We start from the raw sequence: 24,495 nt of genomic DNA, 5'->3' as shown, positions 1-24,495 counted from the left end.
CTTTAAATTAGTGGTGTGTATTATTGTTGTCTTCAATTTCAGCAATTTGATGCTGAATAATCTCAATTGCGGGATCATCTGGGCACTCATTAACAAAGTACTGCAGATCATCACGCGCCATTTTTGGGCAATCTAACTGATTAAGTAAATAGCCTCGGTCACGACGTTCGTACGGATCGTCACCTAACAATTCCATCAGCATTTCAACGCAATGCAACGCATGGCCAAATTTACTTTCGCTAATAAAAGACCATTTTTGCTGAGCTAAATACAGTTTATACAGCTCTTCATCAAAAATAAGTTCTAACGGCTCTTGCTCATCACCATTTTCTTCACAGGCATTCTCTGGCGTTATATACCAACTCTGCTGACCTGTGCTTGGCTCAATTAAGTAGCCTTCTTCATCACTCATACCAACATGCACATGCACTTCGCCTTGGCTAAGCGTGACAGTGGCATCCAATTCAGCATGCTGTAATAAATGACAAAGTAAAATCGCCAGCGTGGTTTGCGTACCGCTGCGCATAGTAATGGTGTAGCTAAAGCTATTTAATGTGTACTCAGGCACTTTTAAGCTAGATGAGCTAAACAGCCATTGCTGATAAAAGGTATCAAGTAAATTATCGAGACGCTCATGGGGTTCTTTAAATTCAGCACAAAGGGCTGTTACCCTGTTCTCAAGCTCATAAAGCGTGTCATAACAGGCTGTTAAATCAGCTTGTTGATCCCACTTTAATTCTGCGTCGATACAACGATAAAGCACTTTAGAAGAAAATGTGTCAAAGGCCTCATCTTGATAGGGTTCATTTTGATCTTCAAACCAAGGGGTGGTCATTTATACTGCTACATCTCTTTCAAAAACGAACAGCTAGTTTACCTACTTTTGCCCTAAGTTACCAATACTGAGCGATGAGATATAAAAAAGCGGTACGACAGCACAGGCCATCAAATACCGCTGAGGGATTCTATAAAAGAAGTGCAGTTTTAGCAGACGCTAAATAACCAATTGCTAATAAAATAAGGGTGGTTATAGCAAGTAGTACTACTTTCGCGCTTTGTGCGTTCTGCCTAGCTGCAACAATGCCTAGCACAATATAAGCAATAACTAAGATTATCTTTTCTAATAACCAAGATTGCTCAAGTGGGTTAAACCCTGCCATCACAATCAATGCAACTGCCGATACTAGCAATAAAGTGTCGATACTGTGACTACCAATAAACACCACTTTATTTTTTGCCAGAGCGCCCGTCTTTAAACGTGAAAATGAACGAACGTAAAATAAGATAATACTCAACACGGCAAATAACATGTGAGTATGTTTTACTGCTAAATAATCCATATGCCCCTAATTTTATTTTAATTAATCTGGATAACGTACAAGTACGTCTTCTATTTCTTTCACGCGCTGATTAAACACGTCAATCAGCTTAGGATCAAATTGTTTGCCCTGTTGTGAGTTAATTTCTTTTACTACATCATCAAGAGACCATGGTTCTTTGTAGCAGCGCTTATGACGTAGTGCGTCAAACACATCGGCTAAAGCCACAATACGACCCGCAATAGGAATATCCTCGCCTTTTAGACCTTTCGGATAGCCTGAACCGTCCCAACGCTCATGGTGCGATAATGCAATAATAGCCCCAGTATTAACGATGTCACGATTTGAGTCTTTTAAAATTAAATGACCTTTTTCAGCATGCTGTTGCATGATAGCCCATTCTTCATCAGTCAGTGGCCCAGGCTTATTTAAAATGGCATCCGGAATACCGACCTTGCCAACATCATGCAGTGGCGCTGCCAAGCGAATAAGTTCGGCTTCGCGTTTAGTTAGGCCATAACCCATCGCCAGCTCGTAACAAATATGCGAAACGCGTTTTACATGGTTACCTGTTTCTGTTGAGCGTTGCTCTAGCGCTTCGCTCAGTCTAAACACCAACTCTTGTTGTGTTGCTTCTATTTCAGATTGTAGCTGCACATTTTCATAGGCCAACTGTACATTTTGCGAGAAAATTTCAATTAAATGGCGCTGAGTATCGGTCAAATGCTTCGGAATACCTGAAATAAATAACATCGAGTTGTGGTTACATTCACTGCAACAATAGGCAAATAAATAGTTTTCACGGTAAACAATGGTTTTTTCACTCAATGCTTGTTGGCAAGCTTGCAGCTGCTCGTCGCTAAGTACGTCTTCAATTGCTTTACCTTCACTGCGCTCAAACTCACCACTACCCGAAAACACGACAAGCTTTTTTTGGTTATCCAACGGGTTACTCGCAACTAAGCTTGTTGCATACATGGCCTGATCGACAGTACCCAGTAATGAGGTAAGTTGTTGCATCACCCCTTCAATAAAGCTTTCAAGTGAATGGGTCGAGAAAATATCGCGCGATGCTTTAATAATTTTTTCAAGGCCTTGGCGAGATTGTTCAATCGATAAAATATCGCGATAAGAACGTAAGCTCGACATCACCACAGTAAACAGTTTTTGTGCCGTTAATTCAGTTTTTGATTTGTAGTCATTAATATCGTAATTAACGATAACTTGTCGCTCGGGTGCTTGACCTGGCTGACCAGTTCGAAGAATGATACGAATGTGATTATTTTTTGCTGTTTCGCGAATGAACTTAGCGACTTTGAGGCCTGCATCGTCGGTTTCCATTACCACATCGAGTAATACGATTGCAGCATCAGGATGCTGTTGAATTACTTGCTTGGCCTCTTCACCTGAATAGGCACTAATAAACTCTAATCGTTTATCTTGAAATTCAAAGTCACTCAACGCAAGCTTTGTTACGGCATGTACTTCTGGCTCGTCATCGACGACGATGACTTTCCAACTACCCTGAACCACCTCATTTACTTCATCAAGTGCTTCATCCGAAAACAAAAAATCATCCATTGTATGGGATCCTCAAAGGCTATGTACGCACAGTGCACTTCATTATTATTTAAGCCATTGTGCTAACGTTACACGGTCATTACCGCCAAGATCTTTAATTGTAAGTATATGGCTATACGACATTTGTGCAAAAAAATCTTGAACCATCACACTTTGTTTGTAGCCATGTTCAATTAAAAGATAGCCATTTGTTGCTAAATAGTCACGCGCGATAGTAATAATTTGTTTAATATCAGCCATACCGTCATCATCTGCAACTAATGCAGAGAGCGGTTCAAAGCGCACATCACCTTGGTTTAAGTGCTCATCATCCTGTTCTATATACGGTGGATTGCTGACAATTAAGTTAAACTTTTGCGTATTTACGGCACTAAACCAATTACTCAAGGCAAAATTAGCATTGTTGATTGCAAGTCGCTGTTTATTTTCTTTAGCTAATTCGACAGCATCAGCCACCCTATCAACCCCTGTCACCTGCCAACTTGGCATTTCACTGGCCAATGCCAAGGCAATTGCCCCTGTCCCGGTGCCCAAATCAAGCACGTTTGCATCAGCAGGTAATTCAAGACCTAAAGCATATTCAACTAACGTTTCGGTGTCGGGTCTTGGAATTAAAGTCGTTGGGTTGACCTTTAAAGGAAGGCTCCAAAATTCACGGAAACCCACAATATGCGCGACAGGTTCACCATTTAAACGGCGCTGGCATGCTTGCTCAAAATCAAGCTGTTGCTGTTCGGTGAGTTGTTTTTCTGGCCAGGTAAATAAGTAACTGCGAGGTTTATCTAGAATGGATAATAACAGGACTTGTGCGTCTAGTTTTGCACTGTCGCTGCTTGGCGTTAATAACGCCGTCGCAGCAACAATGGCTTGTTCGATGCTTTGTGGCACGATTATTCATCGCCCATCGCAGCAAGTAAGTCAGCTTGGTGTTCTTGCATCAGTGGTTCAATTACACAGCCTAAATCACCCGCTACCACTTCATTTAAGCGATAAATGGTTAAATTAATACGGTGATCGGTGATACGACCTTGTGGGTAATTGTATGTACGAATACGCTCAGAACGGTCACCACTCCCTACGAGGTTACGACGCTCTGATGCTTCAGCCGCTTGGCGCTTTTCATCTTCAGCTTGTTGTAAACGTGCACCAAGTACAGACATCGCTTTAGCACGGTTTTTATGCTGTGAACGCTCGTCCTGACACTCAACAACCACACCTGTTGGAATGTGTGTAATACGAATTGCCGAGTCCGTTTTATTTACGTGCTGACCACCGGCACCCGATGCACGGAACGTATCAACTTTAATATCCGCTGGGTTAATCTCAATTGCTTCTGCTTCAGGAATTTCAGCCATAACTGCAACTGTACAGGCTGAAGTATGTACACGGCCTTGCGACTCAGTCTCTGGTACACGTTGTACACGGTGCGCGCCCGATTCAAACTTCAAACGACCATACACACCTTCACCTGAGATATGTGCAATCACTTCTTTGTAACCGCCGTGTTCACCTTCGTTAGTACTCACTACCTCTACTTTCCACTTTTTAGTCTCAGCGTAGCGGCTGTACATACGGAATAAATCACCTGCGAAGATAGCAGCTTCATCACCACCGGTACCCGCACGAACCTCTAAATAGACGTTATTATTGTCTTTAGGATCTTTTGGCAGCATTAGAATTTGGATTTCGTCTTCTAAAGCGGTAATTTGTGCTTTTGCTTCTTTATATTCTTCTTGCGCCATTTCACGCATGTCAGGATCAGAGTCTTTTAGCATTTCTTCAGCTGTAGCAACATCATCTTGTGCTTGTTGGTAAGCTAAAAATGCTTTTACGATTTCTTCTAATTCTGAGTATTCTTTAGATAAGGCACGAAAGCGATTTTGGTCGCTGATCACAGAGGGGTCGCTTAGCAGCGCTTGCACTTCCTCATAACGCTCTACTAAGGTTTCTAACTTTCTATAAACAGACTCTTTCATTTAACGACTATTCCTGATCAATACCTAACATTTTCTTTAATTGGCTTAACTCGGCTGCTTCACCTTTTTTAGCAGCATCTTGAATGGCACGGGTAGGTGCGTGCATCAAGCGGTTGGTCAGTTTATTTGCCAACTCGAGTATAACTTTCTCTGCCTCTTTACCTGCTTGTAGCTGGCCAAGGGCTTTTTCGACAAGTTCTGACTTAATATCTTGTACATCGTTGCGATAATGGCGAATTAAATCCACCGAATCGAGTGAACGCAACCACATAGCAAATTCATCGGTACGTGAGCGAATAATAGCTTGCGCTTGCTCAGCAGCCTGCTCACGGGCGGCGATATTCTCGCTTACTATGGCTTGTAAGTCATCAACTGAATACAAATAGGCGGCATCTAGTTCGCCTACTTGGCTTTCGATATCACGCGGTACCGCAATATCAATAAATAACATTGGTTTGTGGCGGCGCTTTTTCAGCGCTTGTTCTACCACCCCTTTACCAATGATTGGCAAAGTACTAGCGGTTGAACTAATAACAATATCAGCGTCGTGTAAACGCTCAGGTAGCTGGGCAAGTGCAATAACATCCGCATTAACGTCGCTTGCTAGGGTTTTAGCGCGTTCAATGGTGCGGTTTGCCACCGTTATTTTTTGTGGATCGTTTTGGTATAAATGCTTAGCAACCAACTCTATGGTCTCACCCGCACCAATCAGCAGAACATTGGTTTTATCCAACTTGCCATAAATGTGCTTAGCAAGATTAACCGCAGCATAAGCAACCGATACAGCGCTGGCTCCAATGTCGGTTTCGGTACGCACTTGTTTTGCCACTGAAAAAGTTTTTTGGAACAAGCGATCAAAGGTTACACCAATGGCATCGTGAGTTTTGGCATTATGGTAGGCTTGTTTTATTTGCCCCAAAATTTGCGGCTCACCGAGTACTAACGAATCAAGCCCACATGACACCCGCATTAAATGGTTAATGGCTTCATTACCTTCATGGTAATAGATGTTACTGCTCAGTTCTTGTTCATCCAAACCATGGAAACTGGCTAACCAGTGCAACAGGGTTTGGGAATTACGCTCGGCAAGGCTACAATAGATTTCAGTTCGGTTGCAGGTCGAAACAATAACCGCTTCATTAAAATGCGCGTGACCGCTTAATTGCTGTAACGCCTCAGACATTTGCTCAGGCGAAAACGCGACTTTTTCGCGTAATTCTACGGATGCGGTTTTGTGATTTATACCAAGTGCTACGATGGTCATATGTACCAAATATTGCTAAGCCCAGCTGTAAAGGCATTAATTTTACCAAAAATCAGCGGAATATGGAAAGTAAGGAACGACATTTGATTAAACAATATTTGATTTTATTCATGTTTTTTTTATTTATTGGTGGTTGTGCGCAAAAAAATTCAACCGTTGATTACATTTATCCTGACTGGAAAAGCCGATTAGAACAACACGCACAGTGGCAAGTACAAGGAAAAATGGCGTTTATTAGTACCGAACAACGTCAATCGGCCAACCTAAACTGGCAGCATGATGAACAACAAAGTGACATGGTGCTTACCAGCTTTATTGGCACCCGTATTTTATCTTTAAAACAAAATGCCAACGGTGCCGAGCTTGAATATGACGGCGATGTGTATACCGATCGCGATGCCTCAATGTTGTTATATCGGTTAACCGGTTTTCCAATTCCTCTAGATAATGCCGCAAAATGGCTAAAAGGCACCGTCGAAAACGACCAAGCCAGCTATGATGAGCAAGGCCGATTAAAAAGTCTTATTTGGCAAGCTCACAATGGTCAAAAGTGGCAAATCACCTACTCAGATTACATTAAGCAAGATGGCTATTGGCTTCCTGTTAAGCTCAGCCTCAAAAACCAAAAAATCCGTATTAAAATTCAACTTAATGATTGGCAGTTAAATTAATCATGACGCACTTATCAACCGCTCCGCTAACGTTAATAGCACCAGCAAAACTAAATTTATTTCTTCATATTAATGGTCGCCGTGAAGATGGCTATCATGAACTTGAAACCCTGTTCACTTTTTTAGAGTATGGTGACGAGCTTACATTTACTGTCACTAACGACTCAAAAATTAAAGTAACAGGTGATACAAACGGCATTGAGCTTGAAGATAACCTTATATATAAAGCCGCTCGTTTATTACAACAGTACGGTGATTGTAAACACGGCGTGCGTATCGAATTATTAAAGCGCTTGCCGATGGGCGGTGGTGTTGGCGGTGGCTCATCCGATGCAGCGACAACCCTCCTTGCCCTAAATAAGCTATGGGGCTGTGATTTAACGCTGACAGAATTAGCAGAACTTGGGGTGAAATTAGGCGCTGATGTGCCGGTATTTATTAATGGCCACACTGCCATAGCCCACGGTATTGGTGAGCAACTCGAAAATGTTGAGTTACCACCAAGCTGGTTTTGTGTCATTCATCCTGGGGAACATGTTAGCACCGCGAAAATTTTCACCCACCCTGATCTAAAACGCGATACACCTAAGCTAAAAGCAGACTGGCAAACAGAAAATTTAGGCAATGATTGTGAGGCTTTGGTTAAAAAGCTCTGCCCCGAGGTTGAAAAAGCCCTGCAGTGGTTGCTAAAATACGCCCCGTCAAAGATGACTGGTACAGGCGCTTGCTGCTTTGCTGAGTTTTCAACCGAGGCACAAGCACAACAAGTTTTAGCTCAGTTACCAGAAAAATGGACAGGTTTTGTTGCAAGTAGTGCTACACTTTCACCTGCTCATACAGCATTAAATGCTCACTTTGAAATGAAGTAACGTACAAGTAAATGTTAACCTGCTTTGGTGCCTACCATAGCCTGTTAGTCCCAAAATTCAGTGCCTGAGGAACCCTACCGTGCCTGACATGAAGCTCTTCGCTGGTAACGCAACACCTGAGCTAGCTCAAAAAGTTGCAAAACGTTTGTATATTGAATTAGGCGATGCTGTTGTTGGCCGTTTTAGTGACGGTGAGATCAGTGTTCAAATTAATGAAAATGTTCGTGGCTCTGACGTTTTCATCATTCAATCAACCTGTAACCCTACTAACGATAACTTAATGGAGCTTATCGTTATGGTTGATGCCCTACGTCGTGCATCTGCTGGACGTATTACCGCAGTTATCCCTTATTTTGGTTACTCACGTCAAGACCGCCGCGTGCGTTCTGCGCGTGTACCAATCACAGCTAAAGTAGTTGCAGATTTCCTTTCAAGTGTTGGTGTTGACCGCGTTCTTACGGTTGATTTACACGCAGAACAAATCCAAGGTTTCTTCGACGTACCAGTTGATAACGTATTCGGTAGCCCAGTACTACTAGAAGATATGAAAGAGCGCGACTTCGAAGACGTAGTTGTTGTTTCTCCTGATATCGGTGGTGTTGTTCGTGCTCGTGCAATCGCTAAGCTATTAAACGACACTGACCTAGCAATTATCGACAAGCGTCGTCCACAAGCAAACGTTTCACAAGTAATGCACATTATTGGTGACGTTGAAGGTCGTGACTGTATCATCGTTGATGACATGATCGATACCGGTGGTACTTTATGTAAAGCAGCAGCGGCGCTTAAAGAGCATGGTGCAAAACGCGTATTTGCTTACGCTACTCACCCAGTACTTTCAGGCAATGCAGCTGAGAACATCCGTAATTCAGTGATTGACGAAGTTATCGTGACTGACTCAATTACACTGTCTGATGAGCTTAAAGCAATTGATAAAATCAAAGTGCTTACGCTTGCAGATATGCTTGCTGAAACAATCCGTCGTATCAGCAACGAAGAATCTATTTCAGCGATGTTTGAACACTAATCAACATCACTGTGATACTGAAAAAGCACCACCTAGGTGCTTTTTTTGTAGTCGTTATTTATTTTCCCCGAAAGGGGTGGTATGATAGCGCGCCTTTTGGCTAGGGACCTTGGTCGCAAAGGCCCTAAGACTATTAATTATTGGAGACATTATGTCAACTTACACATACAATGCAGAATTACGTACAGAAACAGGTACTGGTGCGAGCCGCCGCCTACGCCGTGAAGATAAAGTTCCTGCAATCCTTTACGGTGCTGACAAAGAAGCTGCATCAATCGTTCTTGCACACAAAGATATGATCAAAGCGCAAGAAGACGAAGGTTTCTACACGCACATCCTTACTTTAAACATCGGTGGCGAGTCAGTTGAAGCTATCCTTAAAGATATTCAACGTCACCCGTTCAAGCCTAAGATCACTCACTTAGACTTCCAACGTGTAGATGCTTCTCACAAACTTCACACTAAAGTGCCAGTACACTTCATCGGTGAAGAGAAAGTAACTAAAGCAGGTAACACTGTTGTTCACCAATTAACTGAAATCGAAATCACGTGTCTTCCTAAAGCACTTCCTGAGTTCGTTGAAGTTAACGTTGCAGGTTTAGTAGCTGGTGATTCAATCCACCTTTCTGACCTTAAACTTCCTTCAGGTGTTTCATCTGTTGAGCTAGCTAAAGGCGCTGATCACGATCAGTCTATTGTTACTGTTAAAGCTAACAAAGCTGCTCCTGCTGAAGAATCTTCAGAAGACGCTGCAGAATAATTTTTAAGGTGTAAACACCTTGAATTCTATTCAAATGCTTGTGGGCCTGGCTAATCCAGGCCCCGAATACGCAAACACACGCCATAATGCAGGTGCTTGGTTCATCGAAGAACTGGCTGCACGCTATAACTGCACACTCAAACATGATCCTAAATATCACGGCCTCACGGGCAAAGTGATAATTCAAGGCCAAGAATTTAAATTACTGATCCCTACAACTTATATGAATTTAAGTGGTAAGGCGGTGAGTAGTCTCGCAAATTTCTTTAAAATCCCTGTAGAAAACATTCTCGTTGCTCATGACGAAATGGATCTTGAACCTGGGATTGCAAAACTTAAAAAAGGTGGCGGCCACGGCGGTCACAATGGTTTAAAAGATATTATTGCGAAAATGGCAAACCAAAAAGATTTCATGCGCCTTCGCATTGGCATTGGTCATCCAGGTCACCGAGAAATGGTAACCGGTTGGGTACTTGGTAAAGCTGCGAAAGACGATCAAGAAAAAATGGACGCTGCCGTTGACGAAGCAGTTCGTTGTATGGAAATACTTGCAAAAGATGGTGTGTTAAAAGCACAAAACAGACTACATTCATTTAAACCTTAATCCGTTTTAATGAAATTACACAAGGTATCTTACTATGGGTTTTAAATGTGGCATCGTTGGCTTGCCAAACGTTGGTAAATCAACACTATTTAATGCACTAACTCAAGCGGGTATTGAAGCCGCTAACTTCCCTTTCTGTACCATTGAACCAAATACAGGTGTGGTACCGGTTCCTGATGCGCGCCTAAATGACTTAGCCGCTATTGTAAATCCTCAGCGTATTTTACCAACGACAATGGAATTCGTTGATATTGCCGGTCTAGTAAAAGGCGCATCTAAAGGTGAAGGTTTAGGTAACCAGTTCCTAGCAAATATTCGTGAAACAGATGCAATTGGTCACGTGGTTCGTTGTTTTGAAGACGAAAACATTGTTCACGTTGCTGGCACAATTGACCCTGCTGATGATATCGATGTAATTAACACCGAATTAGTTCTTGCTGATATGGACAGTGCTGATAAAGCACTCGTGCGTAACGCTAAAAAAGCGAAAGGCGGCGATAAAGACGCTAAAGAACAAAATGCAGTGTTAGAAAAAGTAAAAGCGCACCTAGATGAAGGTTTAACGTTACGTTCATTAGCACTTACAAAAGAAGAAAAAGCGGCAATTAAGTCTCTTAACTTCTTAACGATTAAACCAACAATGTACATTGCTAACGTGGCAGAGGATGGGTTTGAGAATAACCCTTACCTAGATAAAGTACGTGAAATTGCCGCTGCTGAAGATGCCGTTGTTATTCCAGTATGTGCTGCGATTGAATCTGAGCTGTCTGAGCTTGAAGAAGAAGATAAATTAGAATTTATGGCTGACTTAGGCTTAGAAGAGCCAGGTCTTAACTTAGTGATCCGTGGTGGTTACGAGTTACTTAAATTACAAACTTACTTCACTGCTGGCGTTAAAGAAGTACGTGCATGGACAATCCCAGTAGGTGCGACTGCGCCACAAGCCGCTGGTAAAATCCACACTGACTTTGAGCGCGGCTTTATCCGTGCACAAACAATTGCTTTTGACGACTATGTCGCGTTTAAAGGTGAAAGTGGTGCAAAAGAAGCGGGTAAAATGCGTCAAGAAGGTAAAGAGTACATCGTTAAAGACGGCGATGTGATGAACTTCTTATTTAACGTATAAGCCATTCGCTTATTCGATTTTAAAAGGCTCGTTTTTACGGGCCTTTTTTATTGCCTAAATATTCCCTAAATCTCCCTAAAACATGATGGGCGATGCCACCTTGCCTCTAAACGCCCTCTTTCATGATGCAGCGTGAAATTATGCAAAACCGTAAATCGTATTTTTAAACACCCTAAAGAATAATGAGTGAACACGACAGTTAATAGAGGATAGTTTTCAAAGCTCACAACCCATTTTGCAAACTGCTGACTGCGTGATTAGCAAATTGTGGGTATTTAAAAAGTAAAAACTAGGCCGATTAATCGCAAATTTGCCTGTATAAAATCATTCGCTTTTCATTTTTTGCAGTTAAACACGTTAAAAAAACACACTTACTAATTTTGAAACTTGATTTTTGTATGAAAATCAAGCAACTTAAAATCTGAGTTTTAAAACTCTTATTATGCATTTGGGAATTAAACTCAAAAATTGCAGTCAAAAAAACAGCAATTTAAATGAAATTTAGCCACTTAGCTTAATTTTAATGCAAACAAACACTGATAAGCATTTTTTTGCAAAAAAGGTGTTGACGGATTTGGGTCATATCAGCATAATACGCCCCGCACTCAGCGATGAAGTGATAACAAAAAAGATGGCTAAGTAGCTCAGTTGGTTAGAGCACATCACTCATAATGATGGGGTCACAGGTTCAAATCCCGTCTTAGCCACCATTCTTTTTTGTAGCTCAATGAAGAGTTTAAAATAACTACCAGTACTTTTAGTACAAACGATGCGGGAGTGGCGGAATTGGTAGACGCGCTGGATTTAGGTTCCAGTAACTTCGGTTGTGAGAGTTCAAGTCTCTCCTTCCGCACCATGTTCTTGATGAGAACTAAAACTATCAAGCTTTTGTTGGGATATCGCCAAGCGGTAAGGCAGCAGGTTTTGATCCTGCCATTCCCAGGTTCAAATCCTGGTATCCCAGCCACAATGGCTAAGTAGCTCAGTTGGTTAGAGCACATCACTCATAATGATGGGGTCACAGGTTCAAATCCCGTCTTAGCCACCATTCTTCTTTTAGAATGGCTCTGCAGGAGTTAAAGCTGCGCTCAATGAAGAGTTTAAAATAACTACCAGTACTTTTAGTACGAATGATGCGGGAGTGGCGGAATTGGTAGACGCGCTGGATTTAGGTTCCAGTAACTTCGGTTGTGAGAGTTCAAGTCTCTCCTTCCGCACCATGTTCTTGATAAGAACCAAAACTATCAACTTATTCTTTGTTGGGATATCGCCAAGCGGTAAGGCAGCAGGTTTTGATCCTGCCATTCCCAGGTTCAAATCCTGGTATCCCAGCCACTTTCTAAAAGTGACAAAGAATACTCAATGAAGAGTCTAAAATAACTACCAGTACATTAGTACGAACGATGCGGGAGTGGCGGAATTGGTAGACGCGCTGGATTTAGGTTCCAGTAACTTCGGTTGTGAGAGTTCAAGTCTCTCCTTCCGCACCATGTTCTTGATAAGAACTCAAACTATCAAATTATTCTTTGTTGGGATATCGCCAAGCGGTAAGGCAGCAGGTTTTGATCCTGCCATTCCCAGGTTCAAATCCTGGTATCCCAGCCACTTTCTCTACCAAGAAAGTGAATAAGAAAGCTCAGGCTAAGAGTTGAAATTAGCAAACCCTATGATGCGGGAGTGGCGGAATTGGCTGGTGTCTTGATTAGACGCTGGATTTAGGTTCCATTACTATACACTTGCATCACACTATGTGCGGGAGTGGCGGAATTGGTAGACGCGCTGGATTTAGGTTCCAGTAACTTCGGTTGTGAGAGTTCAAGTCTCTCCTTCCGCACCATGTTCTTAAGTAGAACTAAAACTCTTCAAGTTTAGCGTTGGGATATCGCCAAGCGGTAAGGCAGCAGGTTTTGATCCTGCCATTCCCAGGTTCAAATCCTGGTATCCCAGCCAACTACTTACTTCCCTTTCAAGTTTCAAGTTTCTCCAAAGTATATTCGGTAATTTTATACCAATTCGCTTAATTAAGTAGTCTATTTTGAGGCAATAAAAACTCGTTGATAACAAGGCAAAAATTTCGTTATTTAGTTGTTCTAAATCAGAAATTTTTAACGCAGGTAGCGACAGGTTTAATCCCTCAAAATGATTAAGTATTATTGCGGATTGGTATTAGCATAAAAAAACGGGCTAATTTTCATTACCCCGCTTCTTTGTCTTTAGTACGATTAATTTTTACGATTAACTTAATGTCCCGCTAATCGCATACTTTAAAACCCAATTTTTTGCAGGGCCTGTGTTATTAGCAAGCTTTAAAAACTTACTGCGCACCCAGCTTAATGGCTTTATCTCGTTTGAAAAACCAAAGTAACATGCATCCATCATACTCATCATTAGTAAATTAGCGTGGCGGCGTTTTTTCTCGTAGCGTTTCAATAACGCTTGCTGACCAACATCAGGTTGATCTGCCAAAATATCTGCCAGTGCAACGACGTCTTGAAAGCCTAAGTTCACGCCTTGCCCAGCGAGCGGGTTAATTGTATGCGCCGAATCACCAACTAAAACTAAACGACCGTGCGAATAATCATTAGCGTGTTGGCGTGCAAGTGGAAAAACAGCATGCTCAAGCAGCTCAAAGTCGCCCGGTAGTTCAGGAAAATGCGCAATGAGGTTTGCTTTGAGTTGCTCATTCGACAATGTTTGCCACTGCTTTAAAACCGCAGCATCGTGATAACAAATTAAATTAGCATAAGGCGCTTGCATCGGTAGAAACGCTACGGGTCCGGTTGGCTTAAATTGTTGCCACGTTTTTACTTGCTGCGGGGCATCTAACTTAATTAATACGCCCATGCAGTGCTGACCATATTGCCACCCCGTCACACCTAAGCCAGCTTTGCTTCGCAATTGTGACTGTCCACCGTCTGCTGCAACAACTAAATCGGCGGAATATTGAGTATCGCCATAATGTAAGGTGATTGAATCAGCCGTTTGTGTAATATCCGTGATGGCTGACGTTTGCTCTATCACTTCGATGTTGTATTTTGAAAATTGCTGCCAGAGACTTGCTTGAATTAAATTATTTTCGATTAAATGACCTAAGTGCGTTTCGCCAATTTCATGGCAATCAAACAATAAATTCTCACCTTGTTGTTGGTAGGCTTCAAGTTGTTGATAAGGCGCAATGCGATTTTGTCTTAGCAATGGCATGGCACCAAGGTCATCGAGTAAATTTTCTGAAAAACGATTAATAGCCGAAATGCGAATATCGACCTTATCTGAGCTAAGAATATGATCGGCATCGATAAGGTGCTTTTCAATAACGGTGACATCCCTACCCTGTTTTGCCAGTTTTACCGCTGTAGCAGCACCGACCATGCCACCACCGACAACAATTACCCTATTTTTATTCATTTAATATTCGCTCATTTGGCTATTTAAATACGCGACAAATTGTAACGTAATTCAATAATCAGTGTCAGTGCATTTACTGCTTAAGAATTTCAAAACAGTGACTTGTTTGATTTCACACCACAAAGATAAAAACTATACTTGGATCTGTGCGGGTATCCAGCTAAAATACGCGTCCTTTAAGTCGGCATACTTGCCACTTAATCCTGTTTCTAACACATTTTTGTGTCACTACCGAATTGAAAACGAGGCTATATTTCAATGAGTAAAAAGCTGCATATTAAAACCTGGGGTTGTCAGATGAACGAGTACGACTCTCAGAAAATGGCTGATCTACTAGATGCGACTAACGGCTATCAGTTAACTGAAGAAGCTGAAGACGCTGACGTGATCTTACTCAATACTTGTTCAATCCGTGAAAAGGCACAAGAAAAAGTATTCCATCAGCTTGGCCGTTGGAAGCTATTAAAAGATGACAAACCTGACTTAATCATTGGTGTTGGTGGTTGTGTTGCATCGCAAGAAGGCGACTCTATTCGTCAGCGTGCGCCGTTTGTTGATGTAATCTTTGGCCCGCAAACATTACACCGCTTACCTGAAATGATTAAGCAAGTACAAAGTGGCGATAGCACATCGGTCGTTGACGTTTCATTCCCAGAAATCGAAAAGTTCGACCGCCTTCCTGAGCCAAAAGCTGAAGGTCCTTCTGCATTTGTATCAATTATGGAAGGTTGCTCTAAATACTGTACATTCTGCGTAGTTCCTTATACTCGTGGTGAAGAAGTAAGTCGTCCACTTGATGACGTTTTACTTGAAGTCGCACAACTTGCAGAGCAAGGTGTACGTGAAGTAAACCTACTTGGCCAAAACGTAAATGCGTATCGTGGTGAAACACACGACGGCGAAATTTGTTACTTCTCTGACTTATTACGTTATGTAGCAGCGATTGACGGTATTGACCGTATTCGTTACACCACTTCACACCCTGTAGAATTTACACCAGATATCATCGATGCTTATGCTGATGTGCCTGAGCTTGTTGATCACCTACACTTACCAGTGCAAAGTGGTTCAGACCGTATTCTTAACCTTATGAAACGTGGTCATACTGCAATCGAGTACAAATCGACAATTCGTAAGTTACGTAAAATTCGCCCTAACCTAAGCATGTCATCAGATTTTATCATTGGTTTCCCTGGCGAAAGTAAAGCTGACTTTGAAGCAACCATGAACCTTATCAATGATATCGGTTTTGATATGAGCTTTAGCTTCATCTACAGTGCGCGCCCAGGTACGCCTGCTGCTGATTTACCAGATGACGTAACAGAGCAAGAGAAAAAAGAGCGTTTATACGTATTACAAAACCGCATCACGCAAATGGCGCAGCAAATTAGCCGCCAAATGTTTGGTACTGAGCAACGTATCCTAGTTGAAGGTCCTTCTAAGAAGAACCCAATGGAATTACGCGGCCGTACTGAGAACAACCGTGTAGTTAACTTTGAGGGCCCTCATTCAGTGATCGGTCAATTCGTTGATGTTCGTATCACTGAAGCACTGCCAAACTCTTTACGTGGTGAATTAATTCGTACAGAATCAGAAATGAACTTACGTCGCGATGTGGCACCTTCAGCAATTCTAAGTAAAGCAGCTGAAGCAGAGGCCGCTGCGGCCCCTAACGAAATTGGCGTTGCTACTTTCGTACCTTAGGGTGACACTTGGTGCAGGCACCGCCTGCACCCATCAATAGGAAGCAATTTTGAGTAATCAGTTAAAAACATTAGAGATTTATTTAGAACCCGCCGACAACAAACGCCTTTCATCTTTATGTGGTCCGTTTGACGAAAACATTAAGCAAATTGAGCGCCGCATCGGTGTCGAGATTGCTCACCGTGATAATTTCTTCAGAGTAACCGGTAAACTGCACCTTGCAGCAGCGGCTGTTGAGATACTAAAAAACCTCTATATTGACACTCAACCGATTCGCGGCCTGATTGGCGAAATTGAACCTGAAGCCGTGCATTTGGCTATTAGCGAGTCAAATGCCTTAGAACAAGATGAAAACCCAGGTGTATACGGTAAAGACATCGTCATCAAAACTCGCCGTGGTGTAATTAAACCACGTAACGACAACCAAGGCGTGTATGTCGCGAATATACTTCATCACGATATAACATTTGGTATTGGCCCTGCTGGTACAGGTAAAACCTATTTAGCGGTTGCTGCGGCAGTTGATGCCTTAGAGCGTCAAGAAATTCGCCGTATTCTACTCACCCGTCCGGCGGTAGAAGCAGGTGAAAAACTAGGCTTCTTACCTGGTGATCTAAGTCAAAAAATCGACCCGTATTTACGCCCTTTATACGATGCATTATTTGAAATGCTTGGTTTTGAGCGCGTCGAAAAACTGATTGAGAAAAACGTGATTGAAGTTGCGCCCCTTGCCTACATGCGTGGTCGTACACTCAATGATGCGTTTATCATTCTTGATGAAAGCCAAAACACCACTGCTGAACAAATGAAAATGTTCTTAACCCGTATCGGTTTTAATTCAAAAGCAGTGATCACCGGCGATATCACGCAAGTCGACTTACCGCGCGGTGCTCGCTCTGGCCTTCGTCATGCTATCGAAGTATTAAACGGTGTGGATGAAATTAGCTTTAATTTCTTCCAATCACACGATGTCGTGCGTCACCCCGTTGTTGCCCGTATCGTTGAAGCCTATGAGCGCAATGATGAAGCAGAACGATTAAAGCGCGCTGAAAAGCAACGAGCTAAAGAAGCACAAGCAAACCAACAAGAAGCAAACTCGTGACCGAATTAGATTTACAAATAACCTGTGAGTTTGACAACTTACCAAGCTTTGAACAATTTCAACTTTGGGCTGATAAAGCCCTCAGTCATTATCGTGAAGACGCAGAACTGACTATTGTGATCAGCGATGAAGCACAAAGTCAGCAGCTCAATAATGATTACCGTGGCAAAGATAAACCGACTAATGTCTTATCTTTTCCATTTGAAGCACCACCGGGTATTGAGTTACCTTTAGTGGGTGATTTAATCATTTGTCCGGCCATTGTTTTAGCCGAGTCAATTGAGCAAGAAAAGACCTTTCACGACCATTTTGCCCATATGGTTATTCATGGATGCTTGCATTTACTTGGATTTGACCATATAAAGGACGAAGATGCACTCGAAATGGAAAGCATAGAAAAGCAATTACTTGCCGATCTGAACATCGCTGACCCATATCGAGACGATATTTAAATTAACGGAGCAATTAGACGCAATGAGCGACGACAACTCGCAAACTAGCCAGGGTTCTTCTGGCAAAACGTGGCTGGGCCGCATAGCCCAAATGTTGCAAGGGGAACCCCAGAATAGAGAAGAGCTGGTAGAAGTAATTGCCGATGCGCAAGAACGCGACCTTATCGACCCTGAAACCAAAGAAATGATTGAAGGGGTACTAGGTGTATCAGAGCTAAAAGTGCGGGATATCATGATCCCTCGCTCACAAATGGTAACCTTAGAGGTTGATACACCTTTAGAAGAGCTATTACCTATGATGGTTGACTCAACACATTCACGTTTTCCTGTGGTGTGTGAAGACAAAGACCATGTAGAAGGTATTCTCCTCGCAAAAGATTTATTACCGCTTATCTTAAACAAAGATGAGCAGTTACCTTCATTACGTGGCTTTCTACGCCCAGCTGTCGTTGTGCCTGAAAGTAAACGTGTAGACACGCTGCTTAATGAGTTCCGTCAACAGCGTTACCATATGGCTATCGTTATTGATGAGTATGGTGGTGTGTCTGGCCTTGTGACCATCGAAGATATTCTCGAAATCATCGTGGGTGAAATCGAAGACGAACACGACGAAAGCGAAGAACAACAAGATATTCGCCAAGTTGCTAAACACGTTTATGCGGTGCAAGCACTGACAGAAGTTGACGACTTCAATGAATATTTTAAAACCGGTTACAGCACTTCAGATGCTGACACCATAGGGGGTATTGTTTTACACGCATTTGGTCATATGCCAAGCCGTGGTGAAACAATCGAGGTAGAAGGCTTACAGTTTAAAGTCACTAACTCTGATAACCGCCGCATCTTACAATTGCAAGTCACCATTCCAAAGGCTGATGATAACGACAGTGAAGAAACTGCTAACTAACCTAAGCCACCTTGCAAAAGATAAAAAAGCCTGGCTCGCACTTGTTGCGGGCCTCTTTTTAACCCTAAGTTACGCTCCCTATAACCTTTGGTTTTTAACCTTTCTATCTCTTGGTGCTCTACTCTACTGTATTAATCCACTGGCAAACGGTAAATTAGCCGCAAAACAAAGCGCTAAATATGCCTTTTTATTTGGTTTAGGCTGGTTTGGCGCGGGTATTAGTTGGGTGCATGTATCAATAGCGACCTTTGGTGGCATGCCATTAATCGCATCGATGTCGTTAATGGTGCTGTTATGTGCTTATTTAGCTCTGTATCCTGCATTAGCCGCTTGGCTGACTACACGCCTTGCTAAGGGCCCATATAGCTTTATCTGTTGGTTACTTGCCGCTGTAGCTACTACAGAGTACTTACGTGGCACATTGCTGACAGGCTTCCCATGGTTGAGCTTTGGTTACACACAAACCGATAGCCCACTCAATTTTTTAGCCCCAGTAATTGGCGAGTTTGGTATTACGCAGGTATGCGTGCTTATTGCATTTGCTTTATATCGCTTAACAAATAAAGATGGCAAACCTCTTATCGCCTCTGTAATCCTCCTAGCAGGCTTATATACGATTGCAAGCAGCGCTCAGCTGCAGCACCAAGACAAAACCATAAAAACTGTACTGGTGCAGGGTAATATTAAACAGCATCTTCGCTTTGAGCCGTCTGAGTTTTGGACGACAATGAGCAAATACCAAGATATGACTCGCCTGCATTGGAATGCTGATTTAATTGTCTGGCCAGAAGCTGCAGTTCCAGAGCTTGAAGCTTTATCAACCGAGTATTTAACAGGCCTTGATAGTGCTGCCACGTTTAATAACACCGCACTCATTACCGGTATTGTTGACTATCAATACGACACGCGTAACATTTTTAATACGCTCATTGTGCTGGGTAAAAAAGAGCATGATGACAGTGAAGGCCACTATCAATATTTAGGTAAAAACCGCTATCAAAAGCATCAGTTATTACCCATTGGTGAGTTTGTGCCGTTCCAAGACTTCTTACGCCCTATCGCACCACTGTTTGATTTGCCTATGTCATCCTTCACTCGAGGTGATGAAGTGCAAAACAATTTACGTGCAAATGGCTTAAATATCTTACCGGCTATTTGCTATGAAATTGCCTTTGCTGATTTAGTTCGGGGTAATTATCGCAGTGACTCCGACATCTTATTCACGGTGAGTAACGATGCATGGTTTGGTGACTCGCATGGCCCGCATCAACATATGCAAATAGCGCGTATGCGCGCCCTAGAGTTACAGCGCCCGCTAATTCGCGTGACGAATAATGGTATTAGTGCCGTTTACGACCCCATCACTAAATCACAATTGGCTATGCCGCAATTTAAAGCGGATGTACTCGAAGCCAATATCTCGTTAATTAAAGGCGATAGCATTTATAGCCAATATGGCAATTGGCCGGTATGGATTGTAGTGATATTACTCGGTGCTGTTGGTGTGCTTGTTAGGGTTAAAAACAACAAATAAAAGTTTAGACGACAGTTAAAGAGTGGTAACTCCACTCTTTAACTTATAACGCTAGCATTGATAAGTGTATATTTTGTTATTTCCCTTCGTTTTGGTTTCCACAACTCGGCAACTAACTCCCCCCTCTAGTGAACTAGAGTATCTTTCAAACTTGGCGTGTTCATTTCTTTCGCTCTCATTTTTATCTTCGCTCTTAGCATTGGCAAATATAAAATCATGACCACTAATTTCGTCATGGTTCAAAGGAATTGAGTTTTTAAATCCATCTCGCCCACCTAAAATATTAAATGACTTAATTACTGGATTTAGTGTTACGCTAATAAAGCCATTTAGGCTTTTAGCAAAATCATCACTATAAAAGTTTATACGAACATATAGCTTTAACTTATTCATATTCGGAAATTTAATTGTTCCCTTAGTTGGTAATAAAATTTTTGCTAAAGCTGATGTCTCACCCGCAAAATAAAAGTCATAAACATGATTTCTAAAATAACTGGCAAGCAAAAAGTCATAGGGACTTCCCTTGACTTCAATCTCCTTTCCTAACGGGGAATTATCATTTGCATTGGTATTAGTTTGCTTAGGGGTTGATATATTACGTTGAGTACTTTGCCCATTTTTAAGCATACTCTTTTCAGAAGCACGCGTTATTACACGTACTAACTCTTTGCGGTATTCATATAGAAGGTCTAAATCAAAAAGTTCATCATTACTAAGCTCAGACAAAGAAACATTAACTACTGACTCACCATACCGATCTTCAATGAAGTGAGTATCGTATTTTAATGCTGTTTCATTAAGCATATCGACCACAATAACAACTTTAGTATCAGAGTTAACGCTTAACCTTGCGATCTTGTCTTTTTGATGTTGAGAGCAATTATTGCAGATTTCAACTTCTGCCTGACCAAAAGCAGACAAAGATATTCCCGAAAAAATAATAAACAATAATATTAGTTTGTACATTCAAAAATCCTTTTAGTAATGCAACTTTAAAATAACCAAATAAAAGAAATAACCTCATTTTCAGAAGGTTTTCTAAGGGCTATAGGAGTTCATTTTAAAAAATGAGATGAGGCTTTACTACTTCAACAACAAAAGACCCAAAAAGGGTACTGATGAATTTGTACAGCTATTGAACAATTTTGTCAACGCAAGATTAGCTAGCTATTACACTGCAACGTGCATGTTCGAAAGAGCAAATTACTTTAAAAGTTTCAGCTACTTTACCTTCAATAAGGTTTGCGTTGAGGTTAATCTATTCAACTACTTTAGCAGGCAATTAAAAAAGGCTTCTTAATGAAGCCTTTTTTACATTTTAAGATTCTATCTTTATCAGCTCTACATCAAATATCAGTAGCGAGCCTGCTGGAATGCTGCCTGCACGTTTACGGCCATATGCAAGCTGTGGCGGGATATAAAAGGTAAACTTATCCCCTTCGCTCATAAGTTGTAAGCCTTCGGTCCAGCCTGCAATCACTTGATTTAAACCAAAGCTAATTGGCGAATTTCTTACCACTGAGCTGTCGAAAACACTGCCATCCATAAGCGTACCGTGATAGTGAACCTTTACTTTACTGGTTGCACTTGGCTTTGCGTCATTACCTGAACTTTGCTCAATTTTGTATTGCAACCCAGATGCGGTTTCATGAACATCATCAGCTTTGCCATTATTCGCTAAAAAATCCGCGGCAAGCTTCTCATTTTCAAGTGCTTGAAGCTTCGCTTTTTTACTATTTTTAAAAATTAAAAAGCAAAAAATACTAATGATCAGTAAAAGTATTAAATTAATCATTCAGCGTCCTTCTCATCATCATTATCGCCATTTACGATATCCGCAATATTGGCAAGCCTTGCTAACGCAAGTGCATTAATAGAGCCTTCTGGATAACCTTCTGCGGTCATTTCGCCTGCGTCTTTATCCATTAATAAACTCAGTGCTTGATCAACGGTTTCAACGGCATAAATGTTAAAGCGCCCTTTTTCAACGGCATCAATCACTTCATCATCAAGCACTAAATTAACTTGATTTGACTTAGGAATAATCACCCCTTGCTCGCCGGTTAGGCCACGCATTTTACAAAGCTTAAAGAAGCCTTCTATTTTCTCGTTGACGCCACCAATTGATTGCACATCACCATGCTGGTTAATTGAACCAGTCAGTGCAATAGATTGGCTAATAGGTAAGTTCGTAATAGCTGATATCAGCGCGCATAGCTCTGCTAATGAAGCACTATCTCCATCAATATAGCCATAGCTTTGTTCTATCGCGATATTGGCACTGAGCGTTAGACTAAATTGCTGAGCATATTTATTGCCTAAGTAACCGGTTAATAGCATCACCCCTTTTGAGTGAATGGCTTTACCCAGTTCAGCTTCTCGTTCAACGTCAATTACGCCATCTGCACCTGCGTACACAGTGGCGGTAATACGTGCAGGGGTACCAAATGAAGTATCACCAATGTGCAGCACAGTTAAACCATTTACTTTGCCCACTGCGTGACCTTCGGTTGCAATTAAAATTTGCCCCTCTTTGATATCACTCAGCATGGTTTCTGAAATTTGTCCGGTGCGGTATTGCTTGCCTACAATGGCTTCATCAATGTGATGAGCATCAATCATAGTTTGCCCATCTTGCTTGGCATAAAAACTCGCTTCTGCCACTAATTCCAATACATCAGCAAAACGAGCTGAGAGCTTATTGTGATGCTCAGCTTGGCGGTAACTAAATTTCAATAGTCTTGCCATCGCTGCTTCATTTGCAGTGCAATTAAGGGTTTGCTGGCAATATTCAGTCACCTTGGTAATGAACTGATATTGCAGTTTATCGCTACTTGGCAAGTAGTAATCAAAGTCAGCAAGGACACGGAATAACTCAGCAAACTCTTCGTCATATTCACCTATCGTGTAATAAAGGTCGCGAGAACCTAGCAGCACTATTTTTACATCAAGAGGTATAAGCTGCGGACGTAGCGTAAAACTACTTCCTACAGAGCTGTCTTGATAGGGTAAGTCGTTTTTAATTTGATGTGTTTTTAAAGACAGTTTTAGGCCATCCCACACTTGTGGGTTCGCCATGACTTTCTCTGCATCCATAATCAAATAACCACCATTGGCACGATGCAGTGCCCCAGGCTGAATTGAGCGGTAACTGGTGATGAGCGAGCCTTGCGAAGTCGCATATTCAATTTTACCGAAAATATTACCAAAGGTTGGGTTCGGCTCATACACCACAGGGGCTGCATCGCCCTCTTTGTATTCCACGAGAATATTTGGCGCGAAGAAGTCCGTTAGCATCCCTTTACGGTCAAAATCTTCTTTGTTTTCGTCGTTGTCATCGTCGTCAAGCCACTCAAGAACTGCATCAATGATTTCTTCGCGGATGTCTTTTAAATAACGTAATACACCAATGTGCGTGGCGTATTTATGCTCAAGGGCTTTAATAAGTGGTTTCGTAGCAAGCTCTGCGGTAGATTTTTTAAGATTACGCAGTTTTTCAGATGATTCACGTTTCCAACGAGGTAGCTCTATCAATGCTTCAATTAAAGCGTCTTCAAGTTTTTCAATAACCTCATAAAACTCAATACGTAGAGGCTCTTCTAGGGCTGAAAATTCATTGTCACTCAGTTGCTTACCATTAACTAAAGGCGCAAATCCAACAACACCATTTTCTTCAATTAGCGCAACACTTTGCTCAAGAGCAGCAATTTCAACAGCAGTAATTGCCGCATCATAGGTATCGTTAAACTCACGGTCGATTGATTTTTTCTTGCGCTGATAACCCGGGTTATCAAAAGCTGCTGGGAATGTATCGAGTACTTCGTCGATAAAAGAGTCTATATCGTCAGCTAATTGCTTCGATTGACCGGCTTGCATAAATAACGCGATTGGCTCACGGTGGTCGTCATAGTTATTTACGTATAACCACTCACTAGGCGTTGGTCGGTCTTTTGAATGGGCGGTCAGTTTGTCTTTTACTAAAGTGTATCGACCGTGTGCAGCTTCACCCATCACATAAACATTATAACCAGGTAACTCCATGCCCAGTGAAAAGTCGAGGGCACTTTGCGCACGTTGCTGGCCAATAAATGGCAACGCTTCTGGATATGGGTTTTGCATACACGTGGCAACATGACTCGCCGCAATCTCAGGTGCTAACGCAGAAACAGGTAGTGGGATTAGTTTTTTTGTCAT

The 24,495-nt window shown here is 41.9% G+C and carries 21 protein-coding genes and 10 tRNA genes; 21 read left to right on the top strand and 10 right to left on the bottom strand.

The window, feature by feature from the left end; genetic code table 11:
• Positions 1–7 precede the first annotated feature (7 nt).
• The 6 genes from CWC28_RS02985 to hemA form a co-directional block, all read right to left on the bottom strand.
• Positions 8–835: a tetratricopeptide repeat protein gene (locus CWC28_RS02985; protein ID WP_063706077.1), complete on the bottom strand. Its 828-nt coding sequence runs from the start codon at positions 833–835 to the stop codon at positions 8–10.
• A 130-nt stretch (positions 836–965) separates the two neighbouring features.
• Positions 966–1,340 carry a SirB2 family protein gene (locus CWC28_RS02980; RefSeq protein ID WP_138624708.1) on the bottom strand — a complete coding sequence of 125 codons (375 nt, stop codon included), beginning with the start codon at positions 1,338–1,340 and terminating at the stop codon, positions 966–968.
• Positions 1,341–1,361: 21 nt separating this feature from the next.
• Positions 1,362–2,900 (bottom strand): response regulator, encoded by a 1,539-nt coding sequence (locus CWC28_RS02975; protein ID WP_063706081.1) that lies wholly within the window; start codon positions 2,898–2,900, stop codon positions 1,362–1,364.
• A gap of 45 nt (positions 2,901–2,945) precedes the next feature.
• Positions 2,946–3,788, bottom strand: coding sequence for a peptide chain release factor N(5)-glutamine methyltransferase (gene prmC / locus CWC28_RS02970; RefSeq protein WP_105174583.1), 843 nt, complete (start codon positions 3,786–3,788; stop codon positions 2,946–2,948).
• A 2-nt stretch (positions 3,789–3,790) separates the two neighbouring features.
• Positions 3,791–4,876, bottom strand: a complete 1,086-nt coding sequence (prfA, locus tag CWC28_RS02965) for a peptide chain release factor 1 (protein ID WP_063706085.1) — start codon at positions 4,874–4,876, stop codon at positions 3,791–3,793.
• A gap of 7 nt (positions 4,877–4,883) precedes the next feature.
• Entirely contained in the window at positions 4,884–6,140 is a 1,257-nt protein-coding gene (hemA, locus tag CWC28_RS02960) for a glutamyl-tRNA reductase (protein WP_171038280.1), read from the bottom strand.
• An 83-nt stretch (positions 6,141–6,223) separates the two neighbouring features.
• On the opposite strand from hemA, the gene lolB reads away from it, so the two are divergent.
• The 16 genes from lolB to CWC28_RS02880 all read left to right on the top strand — a co-directional run bounded on the left by lolB (position 6,224) and on the right by CWC28_RS02880 (position 13,147).
• Entirely contained in the window at positions 6,224–6,811 is a 588-nt protein-coding gene (gene lolB / locus CWC28_RS02955; RefSeq protein WP_138624706.1) for a lipoprotein insertase outer membrane protein LolB, read from the top strand.
• Between the two features lie 2 nt (positions 6,812–6,813).
• On the top strand, positions 6,814–7,680 hold the full coding sequence (gene ispE, locus CWC28_RS02950) for a 4-(cytidine 5'-diphospho)-2-C-methyl-D-erythritol kinase (protein ID WP_138624705.1): 867 nt from the start codon (positions 6,814–6,816) through the stop codon (positions 7,678–7,680).
• A gap of 79 nt (positions 7,681–7,759) precedes the next feature.
• On the top strand, positions 7,760–8,707 hold the full coding sequence (locus CWC28_RS02945) for a ribose-phosphate pyrophosphokinase (RefSeq protein ID WP_063706094.1): 948 nt from the start codon (positions 7,760–7,762) through the stop codon (positions 8,705–8,707).
• Positions 8,708–8,858: 151 nt separating this feature from the next.
• Positions 8,859–9,467 carry a 50S ribosomal protein L25/general stress protein Ctc gene (locus tag CWC28_RS02940; RefSeq protein WP_063706096.1) on the top strand — a complete coding sequence of 203 codons (609 nt, stop codon included), beginning with the start codon at positions 8,859–8,861 and terminating at the stop codon, positions 9,465–9,467.
• Between the two features lie 19 nt (positions 9,468–9,486).
• Entirely contained in the window at positions 9,487–10,071 is a 585-nt protein-coding gene (gene pth, locus CWC28_RS02935; RefSeq protein ID WP_105174586.1) for an aminoacyl-tRNA hydrolase, read from the top strand.
• A 34-nt stretch (positions 10,072–10,105) separates the two neighbouring features.
• The gene (gene ychF / locus CWC28_RS02930; RefSeq protein ID WP_063706100.1) at positions 10,106–11,197 is read left to right on the top strand and encodes a redox-regulated ATPase YchF; all 1,092 of its coding nucleotides are present in this window, start codon (positions 10,106–10,108) and stop codon (positions 11,195–11,197) included.
• A 633-nt stretch (positions 11,198–11,830) separates the two neighbouring features.
• A tRNA-Met gene (locus tag CWC28_RS02925) sits at positions 11,831–11,907 on the top strand.
• A gap of 61 nt (positions 11,908–11,968) precedes the next feature.
• Positions 11,969–12,053, top strand: a tRNA-Leu gene (locus CWC28_RS02920).
• Positions 12,054–12,089: 36 nt separating this feature from the next.
• A tRNA-Gln gene (locus tag CWC28_RS02915) sits at positions 12,090–12,164 on the top strand.
• A 4-nt stretch (positions 12,165–12,168) separates the two neighbouring features.
• Positions 12,169–12,245: transfer RNA gene (locus CWC28_RS02910), tRNA-Met, on the top strand.
• Between the two features lie 87 nt (positions 12,246–12,332).
• Positions 12,333–12,417, top strand: a tRNA-Leu gene (locus CWC28_RS02905).
• 40 nt (positions 12,418–12,457) lie between these two features.
• Positions 12,458–12,532: transfer RNA gene (locus CWC28_RS02900), tRNA-Gln, on the top strand.
• A gap of 70 nt (positions 12,533–12,602) precedes the next feature.
• Positions 12,603–12,687: transfer RNA gene (locus tag CWC28_RS02895), tRNA-Leu, on the top strand.
• Between the two features lie 40 nt (positions 12,688–12,727).
• Positions 12,728–12,802: transfer RNA gene (locus CWC28_RS02890), tRNA-Gln, on the top strand.
• Between the two features lie 147 nt (positions 12,803–12,949).
• Positions 12,950–13,034 (top strand) — tRNA-Leu (locus CWC28_RS02885).
• A 38-nt stretch (positions 13,035–13,072) separates the two neighbouring features.
• Positions 13,073–13,147, top strand: a tRNA-Gln gene (locus tag CWC28_RS02880).
• A gap of 285 nt (positions 13,148–13,432) precedes the next feature.
• Here the strand turns inward: CWC28_RS02880 and CWC28_RS02875 are convergent.
• The gene (locus tag CWC28_RS02875) at positions 13,433–14,602 is read right to left on the bottom strand and encodes an FAD-dependent oxidoreductase (protein ID WP_138624704.1); all 1,170 of its coding nucleotides are present in this window, start codon (positions 14,600–14,602) and stop codon (positions 13,433–13,435) included.
• Between the two features lie 258 nt (positions 14,603–14,860).
• Here CWC28_RS02875 and miaB point away from each other — a divergent pair, with 258 nt between their 5' ends.
• Genes miaB through lnt form a run of 5 tightly spaced genes read left to right on the top strand, consistent with a single transcriptional unit; the run spans position 14,861 to position 20,301 of the window.
• Complete coding sequence (gene miaB / locus CWC28_RS02870) at positions 14,861–16,306, top strand: tRNA (N6-isopentenyl adenosine(37)-C2)-methylthiotransferase MiaB (protein WP_063706105.1); 1,446 nt, start codon at positions 14,861–14,863, stop codon at positions 16,304–16,306.
• A 49-nt stretch (positions 16,307–16,355) separates the two neighbouring features.
• The gene (locus CWC28_RS02865) at positions 16,356–17,408 is read left to right on the top strand and encodes a PhoH family protein (protein WP_063706108.1); all 1,053 of its coding nucleotides are present in this window, start codon (positions 16,356–16,358) and stop codon (positions 17,406–17,408) included.
• On the top strand, positions 17,405–17,860 hold the full coding sequence (gene ybeY, locus CWC28_RS02860) for an rRNA maturation RNase YbeY (protein ID WP_138624703.1): 456 nt from the start codon (positions 17,405–17,407) through the stop codon (positions 17,858–17,860). Before CWC28_RS02865 ends, ybeY begins: the two co-directional genes overlap by 4 nt.
• A gap of 22 nt (positions 17,861–17,882) precedes the next feature.
• Positions 17,883–18,767 carry a CNNM family magnesium/cobalt transport protein CorC gene (gene corC, locus CWC28_RS02855; protein WP_063706110.1) on the top strand — a complete coding sequence of 295 codons (885 nt, stop codon included), beginning with the start codon at positions 17,883–17,885 and terminating at the stop codon, positions 18,765–18,767.
• Positions 18,748–20,301 (top strand): apolipoprotein N-acyltransferase, encoded by a 1,554-nt coding sequence (gene lnt / locus CWC28_RS02850; RefSeq protein ID WP_171038279.1) that lies wholly within the window; start codon positions 18,748–18,750, stop codon positions 20,299–20,301. Before corC ends, lnt begins: the two co-directional genes overlap by 20 nt.
• 51 nt (positions 20,302–20,352) lie before the next feature.
• On the opposite strand, the gene CWC28_RS02845 is transcribed toward lnt, so the two are convergent.
• The 3 genes from CWC28_RS02845 to CWC28_RS02835 form a co-directional block, all read right to left on the bottom strand.
• The gene (locus CWC28_RS02845; protein WP_138624701.1) at positions 20,353–21,267 is read right to left on the bottom strand and encodes a hypothetical protein; all 915 of its coding nucleotides are present in this window, start codon (positions 21,265–21,267) and stop codon (positions 20,353–20,355) included.
• A 352-nt stretch (positions 21,268–21,619) separates the two neighbouring features.
• Complete coding sequence (bamJ, locus tag CWC28_RS02840) at positions 21,620–22,096, bottom strand: BamJ family beta-barrel-assembly machinery protein (RefSeq protein ID WP_105174589.1); 477 nt, start codon at positions 22,094–22,096, stop codon at positions 21,620–21,622.
• Positions 22,093–24,495, bottom strand: a complete 2,403-nt coding sequence (locus CWC28_RS02835; protein ID WP_138624700.1) for a Lon protease family protein — start codon at positions 24,493–24,495, stop codon at positions 22,093–22,095. The genes bamJ and CWC28_RS02835 overlap by 4 nt, the downstream gene beginning before the upstream one ends.

The organism is Pseudoalteromonas sp. S4492 (assembly GCF_005886115.1).
Taxonomy (GTDB): Bacteria; Pseudomonadota; Gammaproteobacteria; order Enterobacterales; family Alteromonadaceae; genus Pseudoalteromonas; species Pseudoalteromonas gelatinilytica.
Note: the sequence above shows the minus strand (reverse complement) of the source record. Positions and strands in the feature narration are given on the sequence as shown.